The 17,705-nt window shown below is 63.5% G+C and carries 17 protein-coding genes, 1 other RNA gene and 1 pseudogene; 13 read left to right on the top strand and 6 right to left on the bottom strand.

The window, feature by feature from the left end:
• Position 1 precedes the first annotated feature (1 nt).
• The 8 genes from PHW99_RS00175 to htpX all read left to right on the top strand — a co-directional run bounded on the left by PHW99_RS00175 (position 2) and on the right by htpX (position 7,198).
• Positions 2-499, top strand: coding sequence for a GNAT family N-acetyltransferase (locus PHW99_RS00175; protein WP_300172527.1), 498 nt, complete (start codon positions 2-4; stop codon positions 497-499).
• A gap of 207 nt (positions 500-706) precedes the next feature.
• Positions 707-1,312 carry a hypothetical protein gene (locus tag PHW99_RS00170; RefSeq protein ID WP_300172526.1) on the top strand — a complete coding sequence of 202 codons (606 nt, stop codon included), beginning with the start codon at positions 707-709 and terminating at the stop codon, positions 1,310-1,312.
• A gap of 85 nt (positions 1,313-1,397) precedes the next feature.
• Positions 1,398-2,366 (top strand): LysR substrate-binding domain-containing protein, encoded by a 969-nt coding sequence (locus PHW99_RS00165; protein WP_300172524.1) that lies wholly within the window; start codon positions 1,398-1,400, stop codon positions 2,364-2,366.
• Positions 2,367-2,485: 119 nt separating this feature from the next.
• Positions 2,486-3,421, top strand: a complete 936-nt coding sequence (locus PHW99_RS00160; RefSeq protein WP_300172522.1) for an amino acid ABC transporter substrate-binding protein — start codon at positions 2,486-2,488, stop codon at positions 3,419-3,421.
• Between the two features lie 37 nt (positions 3,422-3,458).
• A complete protein-coding gene (pyrC, locus tag PHW99_RS00155; protein WP_300172520.1) occupies positions 3,459-4,493 on the top strand; it encodes a dihydroorotase in 1,035 nt (344 codons plus the stop codon).
• 43 nt (positions 4,494-4,536) lie between these two features.
• Positions 4,537-5,415, top strand: a complete 879-nt coding sequence (locus PHW99_RS00150) for an NYN domain-containing protein (RefSeq protein ID WP_300172518.1) — start codon at positions 4,537-4,539, stop codon at positions 5,413-5,415.
• 7 nt (positions 5,416-5,422) lie between these two features.
• On the top strand, positions 5,423-6,241 hold the full coding sequence (locus tag PHW99_RS00145) for a DUF3025 domain-containing protein (RefSeq protein WP_300172516.1): 819 nt from the start codon (positions 5,423-5,425) through the stop codon (positions 6,239-6,241).
• A gap of 84 nt (positions 6,242-6,325) precedes the next feature.
• Positions 6,326-7,198 (top strand): protease HtpX, encoded by an 873-nt coding sequence (gene htpX, locus PHW99_RS00140; protein WP_300172514.1) that lies wholly within the window; start codon positions 6,326-6,328, stop codon positions 7,196-7,198.
• Between the two features lie 11 nt (positions 7,199-7,209).
• Here the strand turns inward: htpX and PHW99_RS00135 are convergent, their stop codons facing one another.
• A complete protein-coding gene (locus PHW99_RS00135) occupies positions 7,210-8,814 on the bottom strand; it encodes an alkaline phosphatase D family protein (protein WP_300172513.1) in 1,605 nt (534 codons plus the stop codon).
• 135 nt (positions 8,815-8,949) lie between these two features.
• Between PHW99_RS00135 and rhtB the strand changes: the two genes are divergently transcribed.
• The gene (rhtB, locus tag PHW99_RS00130; protein WP_300172511.1) at positions 8,950-9,579 is read left to right on the top strand and encodes a homoserine/homoserine lactone efflux protein; all 630 of its coding nucleotides are present in this window, start codon (positions 8,950-8,952) and stop codon (positions 9,577-9,579) included.
• Between the two features lie 66 nt (positions 9,580-9,645).
• Here rhtB and PHW99_RS00125 read toward each other — a convergent pair whose 3' ends face one another.
• Complete coding sequence (locus PHW99_RS00125; RefSeq protein WP_300172664.1) at positions 9,646-11,445, bottom strand: FAD-dependent protein; 1,800 nt, start codon at positions 11,443-11,445, stop codon at positions 9,646-9,648.
• A 108-nt stretch (positions 11,446-11,553) separates the two neighbouring features.
• On the opposite strand from PHW99_RS00125, the gene rnpB reads away from it, so the two are divergent.
• Positions 11,554-11,980: RNase P RNA component class A (gene rnpB / locus PHW99_RS00120), an RNA gene on the top strand.
• A 40-nt stretch (positions 11,981-12,020) separates the two neighbouring features.
• On the opposite strand, the gene PHW99_RS00115 is transcribed toward rnpB, so the two are convergent.
• Positions 12,021-12,545 (bottom strand): Rrf2 family transcriptional regulator, encoded by a 525-nt coding sequence (locus PHW99_RS00115; protein WP_300172509.1) that lies wholly within the window; start codon positions 12,543-12,545, stop codon positions 12,021-12,023.
• Between the two features lie 137 nt (positions 12,546-12,682).
• Between PHW99_RS00115 and nhaR the strand changes: the two genes are divergently transcribed.
• On the top strand, positions 12,683-13,579 hold the full coding sequence (nhaR, locus tag PHW99_RS00110; RefSeq protein WP_300172507.1) for a transcriptional activator NhaR: 897 nt from the start codon (positions 12,683-12,685) through the stop codon (positions 13,577-13,579).
• A 9-nt stretch (positions 13,580-13,588) separates the two neighbouring features.
• On the opposite strand, the gene PHW99_RS00105 is transcribed toward nhaR, so the two are convergent.
• The 3 genes from PHW99_RS00105 to PHW99_RS00095 form a co-directional block, all read right to left on the bottom strand.
• Entirely contained in the window at positions 13,589-14,380 is a 792-nt protein-coding gene (locus PHW99_RS00105; protein WP_300172505.1) for an RNA pseudouridine synthase, read from the bottom strand.
• A 38-nt stretch (positions 14,381-14,418) separates the two neighbouring features.
• Complete coding sequence (locus tag PHW99_RS00100; protein ID WP_300172504.1) at positions 14,419-15,240, bottom strand: M90 family metallopeptidase; 822 nt, start codon at positions 15,238-15,240, stop codon at positions 14,419-14,421.
• A gap of 93 nt (positions 15,241-15,333) precedes the next feature.
• On the bottom strand, positions 15,334-17,001 hold the full coding sequence (locus tag PHW99_RS00095; protein ID WP_300172502.1) for an MBL fold metallo-hydrolase: 1,668 nt from the start codon (positions 16,999-17,001) through the stop codon (positions 15,334-15,336).
• Positions 17,002-17,128: 127 nt separating this feature from the next.
• On the opposite strand from PHW99_RS00095, the gene PHW99_RS00090 reads away from it, so the two are divergent.
• Together PHW99_RS00090 and PHW99_RS00085 are read left to right on the top strand one after the other, a co-directional pair.
• Positions 17,129-17,482, top strand: a complete 354-nt coding sequence (locus PHW99_RS00090; RefSeq protein WP_300172500.1) for a nucleotide pyrophosphohydrolase — start codon at positions 17,129-17,131, stop codon at positions 17,480-17,482.
• A gap of 12 nt (positions 17,483-17,494) precedes the next feature.
• Positions 17,495-17,705 (top strand): annotated as a pseudogene (locus PHW99_RS00085) (diaminopimelate epimerase); the annotation flags it as partial.

Here is a 17,705-nt window from a genome sequence, read left to right as displayed (position 1 = left end):
CATGTCTCTGCACATTCACAAGGGCTACATTCCCGGCGCCATCGGCAGTGTGGTGGCGCTGCACGCGCGTTATTACCGGGATCTGGCGGGGTTTGGTCTGGCGTTTGAGACCAAGGTGGCACGCGAGCTGTGCGCGTTCTGCGAACGGTATGACGACGAGCGCGACGGCCTCTGGCTGGCGCTGCAAGATGGCCAGGTCGCCGGGTCGATTGCCATTGACGGTTCCCATGCTGGGCAGGACGGCGCGCATCTTCGCTGGTTCATCACGTCGGACGCGTTGCGTGGAACCGGGGTCGGGACGGCCTTGTTGACTGCGGCGATGGCTTTTTGTGCCGCGCGTCATGACCTACGGGTCTATTTGTGGACTTTTGAGGGCCTTGATGCCGCCCGCCACCTCTATGAGAAGGCCGGTTTCCGGCTGGCGCTGCAGCAGCGCGGCAGGCAATGGGGGGTTGAGGTCAACGAGCAGCGGTTTGAATACCGGGCCGCGCCAGATTGACCGTCCAGCCGGGAGGACTGGTGCAAACGGCCACCTTCAGGTGGCCCCGGTTGATGGATGAAATTGACCTCTAGCCCGGAAATAATATGCCTTGTTAGCTATCATTAGTATAGCAAATATCGATGAATTGACCCAATGCCCCATCCCGCTGGCCTATGGCTGTGACCTACACTGCGTCCAACGCTCAAACGCTTGCCACCCTTGTCCATGGATTTATTGACCCTTCTGCCCCTGCTGCTCTTTGGTGTGTACCTGCTGAACCGGCGTGACCAGCGCGACCGTATCACCCTGCTGGGCAGTTATCTGAGCCGCTACCGTATCGAAAAGCTGATGGAAAACCTGATGCAGGGGTACATGCGGGCGCTTGGTGAGTCCGACCCGGCCCGCCAGGCCGCGATCTGGAGCATGTTGTCCAGCGCCGAAACCGAGTTGTCCGGGCAGTTCAACGCCTTCACCTTGGACTTTGCCAAGGTGGATGAGGCGCAGACCCGTGTCAGCAAGTTGGCGCTGGCCCTGCCGTATGCCAGCCGCTGGCTGGCAAGTCAGACCTTTGACCTGCGCAAGGCACTGGGCATCCACGCCCACGCGCTGGCGCAGGCCACCAGCGCCGGCCAGCCGCAGGACCCCAAGCGCAAAGCCTTCACGCTGATGGCCGAGCTGATGCTGATGCAGCACACCTGCCACTGGTTCTGTCGCTCCAGAACCGTGGCATCGACCCGGCTGCTGGCGCGTCATCAAACCACCTATGAGCAGGTGCTGGCGGCCGTGGCGCCAGACACCCGCCAGGCCTATCTGGCATTGATCCGGGCCTGACGGGCACCGCATAATGCGCGGCTGGCGGCGATTCGCGTCTTGATCTGGCGCCGCCCGGGCGCTTCGGCGCAACAAGGTTGAATGCATGGAAACCAAATGGCTTGAAGATTTTGTCAGTCTGGCTGAAACCCGCAGTTTCAGCCGCTCGGCGCAGCTGCGTCACGTCACGCAACCGGCGTTTTCGCGGCGCATCCAGTCGCTGGAGGCGTGGGCGGGCTCCGACCTGGTGGACCGCAGCAGTTACCCGACCCGGCTGACCCCGGCGGGTGAGACACTTTACGCGCAGTCGCTGGAAGTGTTGCAGGCGCTGCAAACCACCCGCGCCATGCTGCGCGGCCATGCCACGGCAGCGCAGGACGTGATTGAGTTTGCCGTGCCGCACACCCTGGCATTCACCTTTTTCCCGGCCTGGGTGTCGGGGCTGCGCGACCAGTTTGGCCCGATCAAAAGCCGGCTGATTGCGCTCAACGTGCATGACGCGGTGATGCGCCTGGTGGAGGGCAGCTGTGATTTGCTGATTGCCTACCATCACCCGTCCCAGCCGTACCAGCTGGATGCGGACCGTTACGAAATGGTCAGCCTGGGGGAGGAGCTGGTGGCGCCGTATGTCAAGCCTGATGTGCACGGCAACCCGCTCTATGAACTGCCAGGCAAGGCCGGGCGACCCCTGCCATATCTCGGTTACGCACCGGGAGCGTATCTGGGGCAGATGGTGGAGCTGATCCTGAAACGCTGCAGCGCCCCGATCCACTTTGACCGGGTTTATGAAACCGACATGGCCGAGGGCCTCAAGGCCATGGCGCTCGAAGGCCACGGCATTGCGTTTTTGCCCACCAGTGCGGTGCAAAAGGAGTTGCGTGCCAAGCGGCTGGTCAGTGCGGCGCCGCCAGAACTCAAGGACCTGCACATCGTCATGGACGTGCGCGCCTACCGCGAGCACCCCAACAGCCGGGAATCCCTCAAACCGGCCAGTGCCTCGGGACGCCTGGCCAATGGTGTACCCAAGAGCAACGCGCAGGCGTTGTGGGACTTCCTGGTGGCGCAGGGGCGTTAGCCCTAGTGTCAGCGGTGATGATGGGCGTGTATCATGAAATCGGCATGAGTGTTGCTTTGATCGGGCTGGTGGACCAGGACGCGACACCCGGAGCGTGAACATTTTTGAATGGAACAGGCATGAAACGAACAAGTTGGGAATGGGTGTGGCTGATGAGTCTGATGGCCTGGGGACCTGCCGTGCTGGCACAGGCCCAGCCGCCCGCGTCGGCGCCAGCACCGGCGCCTGCGCTGGTACCGGTGCTGGAGCGCATTGCCGGCGGCGGCAAGCTGGTGATTGCCCACCGTGAATCTTCCATTCCCTTTTCCTACCTGGATGCCAACAAGAAGCCCATCGGCTATGCGGTGGACCTGTGCCTGAAGATTGCCCAGGCGGTGCAGAAAAAACTGGAACTCAAAAACCTGCCGGTTGATTATCTGCAGGTGACCCCGGCCAACCGCATCGACATGGTGGTGCAGGGCAAGGCGGACCTGGAATGTGGCTCGACCACCAACAATGCCGAACGGCGGCAAAAGGTGGCGTTCACCGTGCCGCATTTCATCACCGGTGCCCGCTTGCTGGTCAAGGCCAACAGTCCGGTCCAGCGCATGGAAGAGCTGCAGGGCAAGCGCCTGGTGTCGACCAAAGGCACCACCCCGCTGAAGGCGGCGATCCAGGCCAACCGCGAGCGCTTGATGAACATCACCATCGTCGAGGCGCCAGACCACGCCAAGGCGGTAGAGATGGTGGAAAAGGGCGAAGCCGAAGCGTTTGTCATGGATGACGTGTTGTTGTATGGCTTGGCCGCCAACCGGCCCAACCCGGGCGCCCTCAAGGTCGTCGGCAAGTTCCTCACCACCGAGCCGCTGGCCATCATGCTGCCCAAGAACGACCCGGACTTCAAGAAGGTGGTGGATGAAGAAATGCGCCGGCTGGTCTTCAGCAAGGAAATCTTCCAGATCTACGACAAGTGGTTCATGAAACCGATTGTGCCCAGCAATACCGCCTTGGCCATGCCGGTCAGCTATCTGCTCAGGGACTTCTGGAAATACCCCAGCGACCAGGTTCCGTTCTGAGCCGGGACTGGTGCGCGCTTTTGGGACAATAGCGCACATGATCCACACCCTGACCCTCACCCGCCCCGACGACTGGCACCTGCATGTGCGTGATGGCGACGCACTGGCCACCGTGGTGCCGCACACAGCCGCCCAATTCGGGCGCGCCATCATCATGCCCAACCTGCGCCCGCCGGTCACCACCACCGCGCAGGCGTTGGCCTACAAGGCGCGCATCCAGGCCGCCGTGCCGCCGGGTCTGGCGTTTGAGCCGCTGATGACGCTCTACCTCACCGACAACCTGCCCGCTGACGAGATCCAGCGTGCCAAAGACGCCGGTGTGGTCGCTGCCAAGCTCTACCCCGCTGGGGCCACCACCAACAGTGACGCCGGCGTGACCGACCTGCGTAAGACCTACCCAACACTCGAAGCCATGCAGCGCGCAGGCCTGCTGCTGCTGGTGCACGGTGAAGTCACCTCGCCTGACATCGACCTGTTTGACCGCGAGGCCGTGTTCATTGACCAGCAGCTGATCCCGCTACGGCGCGATTTCCCCGAACTCAAAATCGTCTTTGAGCACATCACCACCCGTGAGGCGGCCCAATATGTGAGCGAGTCCGACCGCTTTCTGGCCGCCACCCTCACCGCGCATCACCTGCTGTACAACCGCAACGCCATCTTCACCGGCGGCATCCGCCCGCACTACTACTGCCTGCCGGTGCTCAAGCGCGAAACCCATCGCCAGGCCCTGCTGGGGGCCGCCACCAGCGGCAGCGCCAAGTTTTTCCTGGGCACCGACAGCGCGCCGCACCCGGTGCACCTCAAGGAGCATGCCACTGGCTGCGCCGGTTGTTACACCGCCCACGCCGCCATGGAACTCTATGCCCAGGCCTTTGATTCGGTCGGTGCGCTGGACAAGCTCGAAGCCTTTGCCAGCTTCAACGGTGCCGATTTTTACGGCCTGCCGCGCAACACCAGCACCTTGACTTTGAAGCGTGAAAGCTGGACCCCGCCCGAGCGCTTTGCTTTTGGTCAGGCCGAGCTCAAGCCGCTGGCCAGCGGTGAGGCGCTGGCTTGGCGGGTGGCGGGCTGATCCTCTTCCCAGCTGGTGCTGGTCATTTCAGCAAGGAGTTCCCATGAATGTTTTTTTGTTGGATGCCGACAATCTGAACTCCGGCCCATGGCTGGACGAGGCGTTCCGGGTGCTGGAAGAAACCGAAGGCCGGATGCCGGTGCGCCGCGCCTATGGCAGCGCCGACAGCCTCAAAGCCCTGGCCGAGACCTTGCGCGCCTGGGCGGTGCGCCCCTTTGTGAACCTGCCGCTGACCAAAAACACCACCGACGTGGCGCTGGCCGTCGACGCGATGGAACTGGCCTGCCGGACACCACCGCCCCAGACCTTGATCATCGGCTCCGGTGATGCTGACTTTGTGCCGCTGGTGGTGCGCCTGCGTGAACGCGGCATCCGCATGGTGTGTGTCTCAGAGCGCAGCAAAATGGGCCGCGAAGCCGTCTCCGCTTACGACCGTGTCATTTTGGTGGGGCAGGAGCCCGCATTGCCAGAGCCCAGCTCGGCAAAATCCTCGGGCAAGGCCCCGGCCAGACGAGTGGCTACCGCCCGAAAAACGGCTGCCAAACCAGCCGCTGCGGGTGACGTTCCGGCGCCGCCAACGCCCGCCAAAAAGGCCAGTGCCAAAAAAGCAACGGGCAAAACACCCGTCGCCAAAAAAGTCAGCGTCAACCCGGTGGCGCCTCAACAGCCCTCGCCGCGGGTTGTGGTCGCCGACAGCGCAGAGAGTGTGTCGGCGGCGGTCCAGCTGGAAGACATCTTGCAGGCGGTGCCCGCCTTGCAAACCGGGCAGCCGCAGCACATCAATGCCGTTACCCAGGCTTTGCGAGCCGCCCAACTGCTGGGGAAAAAGGCCGCTTCACCCAAATTGTTCAAAAAATTCCCCGCCCGCTTTGAACTGCTGCCGGCGGTCAACCCCAACACCGTACGCTACCTCGTGCGGTAGACCACGCTTGAGTCCACCGCTCGTCAGTGATCTGAATGCCATTGATTGGTCCGCGCCGTGGCTGGTGCCCTGGCGCGGGTTGGGGCAGGCCACCGCCCAGCGGGTGCTGGCTGGCCAAACACAACCGCAGGCGCTCAATGCCGTGGGATCAACGCTCTGGCCGGTCGCCGGACAGGCGCCGGTGTGTTTTGTGCCGCAGTCCGACCTGCCTGCGGGGGTGGCCTACGAGAGTTATATTTTTGAGTACCACCAGTGCCCTACCCGTGAGGGGCTGCACGACTTTTTCAATGGCCTGGCCTGGCTGCACTTTCCCCGCGTCAAGCGCCGGCTCAACCAGTTGCATGTGGACCAGATCGCCCAAACCGGTATCGCGCCGGTGCGTGGTCCGGCGCGGGACGCCCTGACGCTGTTTGACGAAAACGCCGCCTTGCTGCGCGCCCCCGAGGCCCTGTGGCAGGCGCTGGTGGCCAAAGACTGGCGGCGCGTCTTCATCGACCTGCGCCCGCTGTGGCAACAAACCCATTTGCTGTTGTTTGGCCACGCCTTGCTGGAAAAACTGGTTTACCCAAGAAAACCCATCACAGCCCACGTTTATCGGGTCTTTTCAGCTACGGATTCTGTAGCAAGTCTGGACGATTGGGTGGCGGCCGACCTGAGCGCTGACAAACTGGCCGCCAAGCCGTTTGCGCATTTGCCAGTGCTGGGGGTGCCCGGCTGGTGGCCGGGCAATGAGGCTCCGGGTTTTTACGACGACCCGTCGGTGTTCCGGGCCGCCAGAACCGTTGCGCCGGCGTCGGTCAAATCGCTTGACGCTGTGGGGAATTGAACCCGGTTTGGCTTGAATTTGCCGGGTTCGCCACTACCATTTGCACTGTTTCGCGGCCAAGCCGCCTGTTTTGAAAAGGAAATCATGAAACGCATCATTTTGTTTGTGCTGACCAACGTGCTGGTGGTGACGGTGCTGGGCATTGTGGCCAGCCTGCTCGGCGTCAACCGTTACCTGAGCGCCAACGGCCTGAACCTGGGCGCCTTGCTGGGCTATGCCCTGGTGATGGGTTTTGGCGGTGCCATCATTTCCCTGCTGATCAGCAAACCCATGGCCAAGTGGACCTCCGGGGTGCGCATCATCAACCAGCCCGCCAATGCGGACGAAGCCTGGATCGTCAACACCGTGCAGAAACTGGCTGACAAGGCGGGCATCGCCATGCCCGAGGTCGGCATTTTTGAGGGCGACCCGAACGCTTTTGCCACCGGAGCCTTCAAAAACTCCGCGCTGGTGGCGGTCAGCACCGGCTTGTTGCAAGGCATGACGCACGAAGAGATTGAGGCTGTCATCGGCCATGAAATTGCCCACGTGGCCAACGGCGACATGGTCACCATGACCTTGATCCAGGGCGTGATGAACACCTTTGTGGTGTTCCTGAGCCGGGTCATTGGTTATGCCGTGGACAGCTTCCTGCGCAAGGGTGACAACGAAAACTCCGGACCTGGCATTGGTTACATGATCACCACCATCGTGCTCGACATCGTGCTGGGTTTTGCCGCCGCCATCGTGGTGGCCTGGTTCAGCCGCCAGCGCGAGTTCCGTGCTGATGCCGGAGCCGCCCAGCTGATGGGCCGCCGCCAGCCGATGATCAACGCCCTGGCCCGTCTGGGCGGCATGCAGCCGGGCGAATTGCCCAAGAGTGTGGCGGCGTTTGGCATCACCGGCGGCATCGGCCAGCTGTTCTCGACCCACCCGCCGCTGGAAGACCGGATCGCCGCGCTGCAAAACGCACAGTGATCCGCAGGCCGTCAGACCCGCTCTACCAGTGGCCGGCCGGACTGGACGGCAAAACGCGCCAGGGTGTCGATCTGACTGTCCTGATGGGTGACGTCATCCACCACTCGCAGGGTGGTGGTCAGTTGGGCGGGGGTGAATTCCGCTACCCCGTAACCTCTGTGCAGCGCGTCGGCAAAGATGAAGTGGGGGTTCTCGGCCAGCAGCTCGGCCGTTCTGGCGCCATCACCGGCGTGTGAGGTGATGCTGGTGCCGCAGAACTCCACCCCCACGCTGGCGCTGTTGGCGTCTGCGTAGTCGGCCTTGACGTGGCCAACCCAGTTGGCGTGCACATCACCGCCCAACACCACCGGGTTGGGCACCGCGTGCTGGTGCAACGCATCCGTCAGGCGGCGCCGGGCAGCGGGGTAACCGTCCCAGCCATCGTTCCACAAGCGCTGTCCGGGACCGACCTTGACGTCGCGCTGGCCCAACAGGGTGGACTGCCCCAAAACCGTCCAGCTGCTGCGGGCGGAAGTCGGCTTGGCGAACTGGGTGGACAGCCAGCGCTCCTGCTCCAGGCCGAGCAGGCTGCGCCGCGCCTCAAACCACTGCGGGCAGCGGGCCGGGTCGACCATGCCCGAGCCCAGCGTCGCCTCTTTGGTGCAGACCTGCAGGTCTTTGTACTGGCGGGTGTCCAGCAGGTACAAGCTGGCCAGTTGGCCGTAGGGCCGCTGGCCATACAGGCGCATCTCGGCTCCTGTCAGCAAGCCGGTCATGGCCTGGGTGAGCACTGCCGGGCGGATCGGCTGGTGTTCGTAATAGGCCTGGTAAGCCGCCGCCCGGCGCGCCAGGAAGTGGGCCGGGTCCGCCGGGTCCTTGGCGGCGCTGTGTCCGGCGTGCACGCCAGCATAGTCGTTTTGCACTTCGTGGTCATCCCAGGTCATCAGCCAGGGGCAGCTGGCGTGCATGGCCTGCAAATCGGCGTCACCCTTGTACAAGGCATAACGCTGGCGGTAATCGTCCAGCGTGTGCAGCCAGCCGCCCGGCGGGGTGCGCAGCTTGCTGCGTTTGGCTGGGTATTCGTAGAGGTAGTCGCCCAGAAACATCACCAGATCCAGGTTTTCCTGACGCATGTGGCGCCACGCCGTGAAGTAGCCGTCTTCCCACTTCTGGCAGGAGGCAAAACCCAGGCGCAGCCGCTGGACCACGGCCTCGGGCCTGGGGAAGGTGCGCGTGCGCCCCACCGGGCTGACAAAATCACCGGTCATGAAACGGTAAAAATACCAGCGGTCGGGCGCCAGACCGGCCACCTCGGCGTGGACCGAATGTGCCAGCTCGGCCGGTGCGATCGCTTGCCCACGGCGGACCAAGTGTTTGAACTGGTCGTCATGGGCCAGTTCCCAGTGCACCGTGATGGGCTGCGCCCCCAGGCCGGCGGCGGGGATGCCGGGTACATGCAACCGTGTCCACAACAGCACCGAGTCGGCGGTGGGCGAACCACTGGCCACCCCCAGTGTGAACGGGTTGCTGGCCCAGCGCGGCTGGCACCAAGCGCTGCGGGGCACATACAGGGTGGCGGCGCTGGCGCTGAGCCATTGCAGCAGGCGCCGGCGATCCTGCCATTCGGGCGTTGTCATGGTCGGGTCAGAGCTTGGACATTTGTCGGAGTGGCCACTTTAACCGGCTGGTCATGGGTGCGCCCGCCATGGCTGTGCGGCGGCTTTATGGCCTGGTGGCACGGCACACCAGCTTGTGTCCGCTAGACTTGGGTCATGGAACTTTCTACCTGGTTAGCTTTTTTTGCCGCCTCCTGGGCCATCAGTCTCTCGCCCGGGCCGGGCGCCATTGCCGCCATGAGTGCCGGGCTCAGCCACGGTTTCAGGAGCGGGTATGTCGTCATCTTCGGGCTGGTGCTGGGCATCTGGTCACAACTGCTGATCGTCGGGGTGGGCCTGGGCGCACTGATGGCGACTTCCAGCACCGCGTTTACCGTGGTGAAGTGGTTGGGGGCGGCGTATCTGGTGTGGCTTGGCATTCAGCAATGGCGCGCACCGGCGCGGCCGATGGTGGCGCTGTCCGATACCAAGGCGGTCGCCAGCCGGCGTTCGCTGATTCTCAGGGCCTGGATGATCAATGTGGTCAACCCCAAGGGCACGGTGTTTTTGCTGGCGGTGTTGCCGCAGTTCATGGATCTGGCGCAGCCGCTGCTGCCGCAATATTTGACCATCGGCGCCACGCTGGCCTTCACCGACCTGGTGGTGATGTCGGGTTACACCGCGCTGGCCGCCCGGGTGCTGGGAGCTTTGAAAGAAGCGTCACACATCCGCGCCATGAACCGCATTTTTGGCAGCCTGTTTGTGTTGGCCGGTTCGCTGCTGGCGCTGTTCAAACGCTCGGTTTGATTGCTATTAAAATAATAGCTAAAAAGGCTTGTTTTATCCGGGCTGGAGGGTGATTTTCTGGGCAACTCAAGGCGAAAGCCGGCGCGCCACAGCTTCGGCCAGTTTGATGCCGTCCACCGCCGCCGACAGAATGCCTCCAGCGTAACCGGCGCCTTCCCCACCGGGGTAGAGTCCGTCGGTGTTGAGGCTCTGGAAGTCGTCGCCGCGCGGGATGCGCAAGGGTGACGAGGTGCGGGTTTCCACTCCGGTCAGCACCGCATCGGGCATGTCAAAGCCGCGGATTTTCTTGCCAAAGGCCGGTAGCGCCTCACGTAGCGCCGCAATGGCGTAGCCAGGCAGGCTGGGGTGCAGGTCACCGAGCCTGACGCCGGGCCGGTACGAGGGCAACACGCTGCCAAAACTGCTGGAGGCCCGGCCTGCGATGAATTCGCCCACCAGTTGTCCGGGCGCTTCATAGTTGCTGCCACCGAGCAGGTAGGCGTTGGACTCCAGCTGGCGCTGCAGATTGATGCCGGCCAGCGGATGGCAGGCGTCCGGGGCACCGTCTTGGAGTCGCCGGGCTTCTTCGGCGTAACGGGCGCCGGCACTTTCGCCAAAAGCGTGGACAAAGGCGTGATCGTCCTGCGGGTAGTCGGACGGCTCAATGCCCACCACCAGGCCGGCATTGGCGTTGCGTTCGTTGCGTGAATACTGGCTCATGCCATTGGTCACCACCCGCCCCGGTTCACTGGTGGCCGCCACCACCGTGCCACCCGGGCACATGCAAAAGCTGTACACCGAGCGGCCATTGCTGGCGTGATGCACCAGTTTGTAGGCGGCTGCGCCCAGAATCGGGTTGCCGGCGTGGCGGCCCCACAAGGCCCGGTCGATCACACTTTGCGGGTGCTCGACACGAAACCCCACCGAAAACGGTTTGGCCTGCACGGCCACGCCGCGTTCATGCAGCATGGCAAAAGTGTCGCGGGCGCTGTGGCCCAGCGCCAGGATGACCTGGTCGGCACGCAGCGTCTCGGTCTGGCCGGTGGCCTGATTGAGCACGCTCAGGCCACGCAGTTGCCGTCGGTCGGAGCTGGCTGGCACCTCAATGTCGACGACTTTGTGCTGGAAGCGGATGTCGCCTCCGAGCGCGATGATCTGCTCGCGCAGGTTTTCCACCACCTTGACCAGCTTGAAGGTGCCAATGTGCGGGTGCGCTTCCACCAGGATTTCAGGCGGCGCCCCGGCGTTGACAAACTCGGTCATCACCTTGCGGCCCAGATGGCGTGGGTCCTTGATCTGGCTCCACAGCTTGCCGTCGGAAAAGGTGCCAGCGCCACCTTCGCCAAACTGGACATTGCTCTCTGGGTTGAGCACGTGTTTGCGCCACAGGCCCCAGGTGTCCTTGGTGCGTTCGCGCACCGGTTTGCCACGTTCCAGCACGATGGGCCTGAACCCCATCTGGGCCAGCAGCAGGGCGGCAAACATGCCGCAGGGACCAAACCCCACCACCACCGGGCGCAGCGGCAGCCCGGCCGGCGCCTGGGCGACCCGCTGGTAGTCCATGTCGGGCGTCGGCAGGATGTGCGGGTGGTCTTGCAGCCGGGCCAGCACAGCGGTTTCCAGCGCCGGATCGGTCAACGTCAGGTCAACGATGTACACCGCCAGCAGCTCGGCCTTGCGGGCATCAAAACTGCGTTTGAAGACCTGCAGATCGGCAATGGCTGCAGCCTCCAGCCCCAGGACCTGGCAGCACAGTTGTTTCAGGGCGTCCACCGGGTGGGGCACCGGGCTGCGGTCGGCCTCGGTTTCAGTGGGGGCATCGGCAGCGCGGCGCGCGCGTACCGGCAAGGCGGCAAGGGGGAGTTTGAGTTCAGTCAGGCGGATCATGGGGCTCGTGGTGATCAAGCAATCCTCCATGATAAAGCGTTGCCGGGCTGAGGTTTTTGTTGGCCCTGGCCTGTGGCCGGTGGCTGCCAGCCGCGATAATGGTCGTGTGAAGCCCACCAGACTGCCGCTGGTGCAATTCTGGAAACAGAGCACTGGAGGAACGTCCGGACTGCATAGGGCAGCGTAGCAGCTAACGGCTGTCCACTGAAAGCCGCAAGGTATAAGGTGAGGATCAGAGCAACAGAGACGAGTCAGTGTAGGTACCCTGTGGAGGGTGTTCTATGCGTGTAGGCTGGCGTAAGCCAGCCCCCGGGCAACCGGGAGCGCATAGCCACCCATTGCAGGCTCTGCCTGCAATGGGTGAAACGGGCAATCTCTACGCGCAGCAATACCAAGTAGGCCAGCGTTGATGGGGCCCCCAGAGCTGGCGGGTAGGTAGCACCGAGCCACGGAGCGATCCGTGGCCCAGATTAATGGCAGTCACACGCCGGGCAACCGGCGTGCACAGAATCCGGCTTATCGGTGGGCTTCACACCTTTTTGATGAATGGCGCGGCACCTTGGGGTGGTGCCGGTCTACCCCCGCGCCAGCAGGGTTTGTCCCAGGGCAAACACCGAGTTGGGGGCCGTGGTGCGCACCGGTTGTGGCGCCGGTTTCTTGAACACGCCGCGGTTGGGCGCGGGTTTCTGTTCGATCCGCACGCCTTTGGCCAGCTGCTCCAGCACCAGGCTGCGCAAGGTGACGGACTGCATGAAGTCCAGCAGCTTGGCGTTCATCGAGTCCCACAGATCCTGCGCCATGTCCTGTGCCGGTGAGTCACCCTGGACCTTGGCTTTGGGCGCAGCGTCTTCGACGGCACTGATGATGTCGGCCACGGTGATGGTGTCGGAGCGCTGACCCAGGGTGTAGCCACCGCCCGGCCCGCGGGTGCTGGTGACCAGGCCCTGGCTGCGCAGTTTGCTGAACATCTGTTCCAGATAGGACAGGGAAATCTGCTGGCGCACGGCAATGTCTGACAGCGGCACCGGCCCGAGCTTTTCGCGCAGGGCAACGTCAATCATGGCGGTCACCGCAAAACGGCCTTTGGTACTTAAACGCATTTGGTTTCTCCTGTCTGTGTCAAAGAAGTGGACACGCTGGAAACTATAAAGTTCATATCACTTCGTGTAAATTCGTATTTATGAGAATTAAACTTCGATAAAAACGAATCATTGTCTAAATAAATGAGGCCGTTGGCATGAATTTCAAGCACCTTTACTATTTCTGGGTAACGGCGCGTGCCGGCGGCATCATGCGGGCCGGGGAACAGCTGCACACCACGCCCCAGACCCTGTCGGGACAGATCAAGCTGCTGGAAGATCGGCTGGGGCGCCAGCTGTTTCGCAAAAGTGGACGGCAGCTCGAACTCACCGAACATGGCCGCCTGGCCCTGGGCTACGCCGACCAGATCTTCAGTCTGGGGCAGGACCTGGAAACCGCGCTGCGGCAGGTCCGGGGGGCCCAGCGCCGACTGGACTTTCGCGTGGGAGTGGCCGATTCGGTGTCCAAGTCCGTCGCCTATCGTTTGCTGGAGCCGGCGTTTTCACTGGCTCAGCCGGTCAAGTTGCTGGCCAGCGAAGGCAAGTTTGACGATTTGCTGGCCGCCTTGGCCTTGCATCGGCTGGATCTGGTGATCGCTGACGAACCGATGCCACGTCGTGTCAGCGTCAAGGCTTTTAATCACGCCCTGGGCCGCAGCGCCATGAGTTTTTTTGCGGCGCCGGCGCTGATGCCGCGTCTGCAAGGGGCTTTTCCGGCTTGCCTGGATGCTGTGCCGATGCTGGTGCCGGGGGCGTCATCGTCGGTGCGGCGGCAGTTGGAGGGCTGGTTTGCACAACACCAGGTGGCGCCGGTGGTGGTGGGTGAATTCGACGACGCGGCGCTGATGAAGGCCTTTGGTCGCGAAGGGCAGGGCGTGTTCATGGCCCCCAGTGTGCTGGAGGAGGAAACCTGCAGCCAGTTTGGGGTGGCCGCGATTGGGCGCACGGCCGAGCTGATTGAGGAGTTTTATGCGGTGTCGGTCGAGCGGCGCATCAGTCACCCTTGTGTCCAGGCCATCACCGATGCGGCGCGAGGCCAGCTGTTTGGCGTCTGAGGCCGGCGCCTAAAACCGCTCGTGCGGCATCAGGTAGCGCCATTGGCCCTGCGGCAACTGGGCCAGCATGACTCGGCCGATCCGCAGGCGTTTCATGCTGTGGATGGGCAAACCGTTGCGTTCACACAGGTAGGCCACCAGCCCCGGGTGAGCACCCTTGAAGGCAAAACGCAGCCGCGTGGTGGTGTCGCTGGTGCTGTTGATGCTGACTTTCACCGCCGGCAAGGTGTCACGCTCGCTGGCGTGAGGGCTGTTCAGACGCTGCAAGGTGTCGGCAGACACGTCACCCTGCACTTCGACCAGCAATTCATGTTCGATGAAGGCAGCATCTTCGGTGAGCTTGCGCAGCACGCGCCAGTCCTGGGTGAACACCACCAGCCCGCTGGCGCCGGTTTCCAGCGCAACCGCGGCGCTGAGTTTGCTGAAGTGACGCTTGAGCAGGCGTTGTCCTGACGCATCCTGCGGCCAATGGCTGGCTGGTTGCAGCAACTGCTGGGCCGGTTTGACCCGTTTGTTAGCCTCGCCTGGCAGGGCCAGGGTGTCAAAACCGGGCGGCTTGTGCAATAGCAGCGTGACCTCGGTCAGCGCCATCAAGCTGGCATGCGGGTCGACCGTGACAGTCTGGTCGGCCACCCGGGCCATGGGCTCTTCTACCACCTGGCCATTGACCTGCACCCAACCGCCTTCGATGTATTGCTCGGCTTCGCGGCGCGAGCAGGCCTTGAGCTGGGCGACCCGTTTGGACAGGCGTTCTCCGGCGGGGGCTGGTGTGGCCGGTGTGGGTTTGGGGGACTTGGTCATTGCCGGGGATGTTAACCGTGTGGGGGCACCAATGCGAGTCAGTGCCAGTTCAGCGGGTCGAGCCGGTAAAACTGGCTCAACTCGCGGTACAGCTCCGGGTGGTCTTGCGCCATCTGCTCGGGTTGTTCAAAAAATACTTCGGAGACCACGGCAAAAAATTCGGCCGGATCGGTGGCGCCGTAGTCGCTGAACAGGGAGGGTTCGCCGCGGGTCAGGCGGGCCTGCAAGGTGCTGAATTCTCTGCCCAGCACACTGGACCAGCGCTGGTAATCGGCGCTGCTGGCCAGCGGCGGGGCGCCATTGGCGCTGCCGTTTTCCTGATCGAGCTGGTGGGCAAATTCGTGGATGACCACATTGTGGCCGTCATCGTCCACGGCGGCGCCGTCAAGGGTGTCTTGCCATGACAGGATGACCTGGCCCTGTGACCAGGACTCCCCGGCGAGCACCTGGCGCCTGCGGTGGGCCACACCGATGCCGTCGGTCTGATCACGCTCGACGATAAAGCTGTCGGGGTAGAGCAGGATTTGCCGCAAATTCGGGTAATAACCGCCCGGCCGCTTCAGGATCAGCAGGCAGGCCTGGGCCGCCACCGTCACCCGCATCTCGTCGGTGACCTGCAGGCCGTTGCAGCCAATAAAGACTTTCTCCTGGACAAACACCTGGATGTGTTGCCTGAGCTGTTGCTGCAGGTCAGCGGGCAGGCGGCGCAGGTAAGGCACGCGCCGCTGCAGGATACGGCGCCAGGCGGCGGGAAACACGCGGGCGCGCCAGGCGCGGCGGCGGCGGCTCTGCCACCAGGGCTGGAGCGTGAACCACAACACCAGCAGCAGGCCCAGACAGAAAAGGATGAAGGCCGGCATGGCAGGGTTCCTGATATCGGGGGTAACAGGCCGGTAGCTGGGCCCGCTGCCGCCGTTTTCAAGAGGCGCGGGCGGTGGCGCGCACGGGCAGGGTCAGGGCGCCATGGCCTCGATGCGGGCCACATGCGCCATCAGGGAACGCCGGGCCACCGGCCACATGCGGCTCGGCACGTCGTCATAGACCAGCGCCAGCCAGTCGTCCAGGGTGCCTTCTGGCAGCTGTTGCATGGCTTGCAGCACCTTGGCTTCGCGTTGCAGGCGGTGTTGTTTCAGGCGGCTGATGGCGGCCTGGGCTTCGTCGCCCGGGCCGCCGATGACATAACCATGGGCCGGCAGGATGAACTTGACCTGGTGTTCGGCGCAGAGTTCGCTGAGCCGGTCCAGCGAGTCCAGGTAGGCGTTCATGTCGCCATCGGGCGGGTCAATCACCGTGGTGCTGCCGTTGAGGATGTGGTCACCGCTGAACAGCAGGCCGTCCTGCAGCAACAGCAGACACAGGTGATTGGCCGCGTGTCCGGGGGTGTGGATGACCCGCAGGGTATGCCCTCTTTCATAAGCAAAATCGCCCTCTAGCCCGGACGGATAAAGCCTGAGTAGCTCATGATTTGATAGTGATCTGTCGGGCGAAAAGTGGCTGGCGGCACGGGCGGTGGCGGCACTGGGCAGGCCCAGAATCGGCGGCGGCACCTGGCACATGGCCTGCAGTGGCCGGGCGCCCGGTGAATGATCGGGGTGGGAATGGGTGCAGACGATCAGGCGGATGTCGCCTGCCGCGGCGCGCCAGAGTTTGTCCAGGTGCTCATGGTCTGCCGGCCCCGGGTCAATCACGAGATACCCGGTGCCCGGGTCACCGACCAGATAGCTGTTGGTACCGGGACCGGTCATGGCGCCGGGGTTGGGGGCGGTCAGGCGCTGCACGTTTTTCAGCAGCGCAACGGGATTTTCGCTTTGCCAGTCCAGCGGATGGGCCACCTGGCCGTCGGGACAGACCAGCGCCAGCTCACCATAGGGGTGCTCGTGCTCCATGTAGCGCACATCGCGCCCACCCAGCAACCCACCGCGCGGGCAACTGGTCCACAGCGGTTCTTCATTCACGGCGCAGGCTTGCAGCACCGCGTCCACCGTGGCAAAGGCTTGCAGACGCTCCAGCGTGCGGATGGTTGGGAAAATCATGAAAAACGTGCCGGCCTCATGGCGCGTCAGCGCCTCGGCCGGGCGGACCCAGACCGGCTCGAACTGTTCGGACTCATCGGCCACCGGGGTTTGGCCGTCCGGCATGCGCGCGACCAGAAACGGCACGTCAAAGCGGCGGGGCAGATCACGGCTGCCGATCCAGCGCGCCAGCACAAACACCTGGTCCGCCGCCAGGGTCAGGCCGCGGGCGGCGCATTGGGCGGCGAAGTCACCTTGCCGTTGCAGCGCGTCAATATCGGCCTGGCTGGCCCACTGGTCATCCGGGTGGTGGGCGAGTAAGACGCCGAGTTCTTCAAAACTTTCGCGGATGGCGGCAATGGCTTCGGTCAGGGACACTTCATTCTGGCCGGGGCGGTGCCGCGCCAGGTGATGGCACTGGGCATCGGCCACGTCCACACCACCACCTGGAAACACATAAGCGCCAGGGGCAAAACTGGCGCTGGCCGAACGCCGGGTCATCAGCACTTCCAGCCCTTCAGGGCTGTCGCGTAGCAACAAAACCGTGGCGGCCAGGCGCGGCACGGCAGGAGGACAAGGGGGGTGCAGGAGTTGGGTGGAACGGGGCATGCGGTCATTTTGCAACGAAATGCCACAGTCCTGCGCTGGGCCAGCGGCGGTCTGACAAGCGCACTACCATGCGGGCAGGCACTCGCCAGCGGGCGAGCCGATCCCTCTTTTTTCAGGAAACCATGGCATGGATATTGAAATCCTTCAGGCGCGTTTGCGTCAGTTTGCTGTCGAGCGCCATTGGCAGCCGTTTCATACCCCGAAAAATCTGAGCACTGCGCTGATGGTGGAGGCCGCCGAGCTGGCCGAGATTTTTCAGTGGATGAGCCCCGAGGCCTCGCAGGCCGCGCCGGGTTGCCCCGAGACGCGCCAGCGCATTGCCGATGAGGTGGCCGATGTGTTGCTGTACCTGCTGCAGCTGGCGGACCACTGTGCCATTGACATCCCGGCCGCGGTGGAGGTCAAGATGCGCAAAAACGCCATCAAACACCCGGTGCCCGGACGGCTGGCGCGGCCCGAGGCCGACCCGCAGCAGGCGTAGATAATCACGCCCATGAGAGTTCCTTTTACCAAGATGCAGGGTGCCGGCAACGACTTTGTGGTGCTGGACGAAACCCGGACCCGTTATGGGCTGACGGCGGCGCAATACCGTTTTCTGGCGGACCGTCATTTCGGCGTCGGTGCCGATCAGATCCTGACGGTGCGTTCCTCGCCAGCGCCGGGGGTTGATTTCGCCTATGTCATCCACAATGCGGATGGCAATG

The sequence above is a fragment of the Rhodoferax sp. genome, assembly GCF_028689305.1.
Taxonomy (GTDB): Bacteria; Pseudomonadota; Gammaproteobacteria; order Burkholderiales; family Burkholderiaceae_C; genus Rhodoferax.
This window is presented reverse-complemented; position numbering and strand designations above follow the sequence as displayed.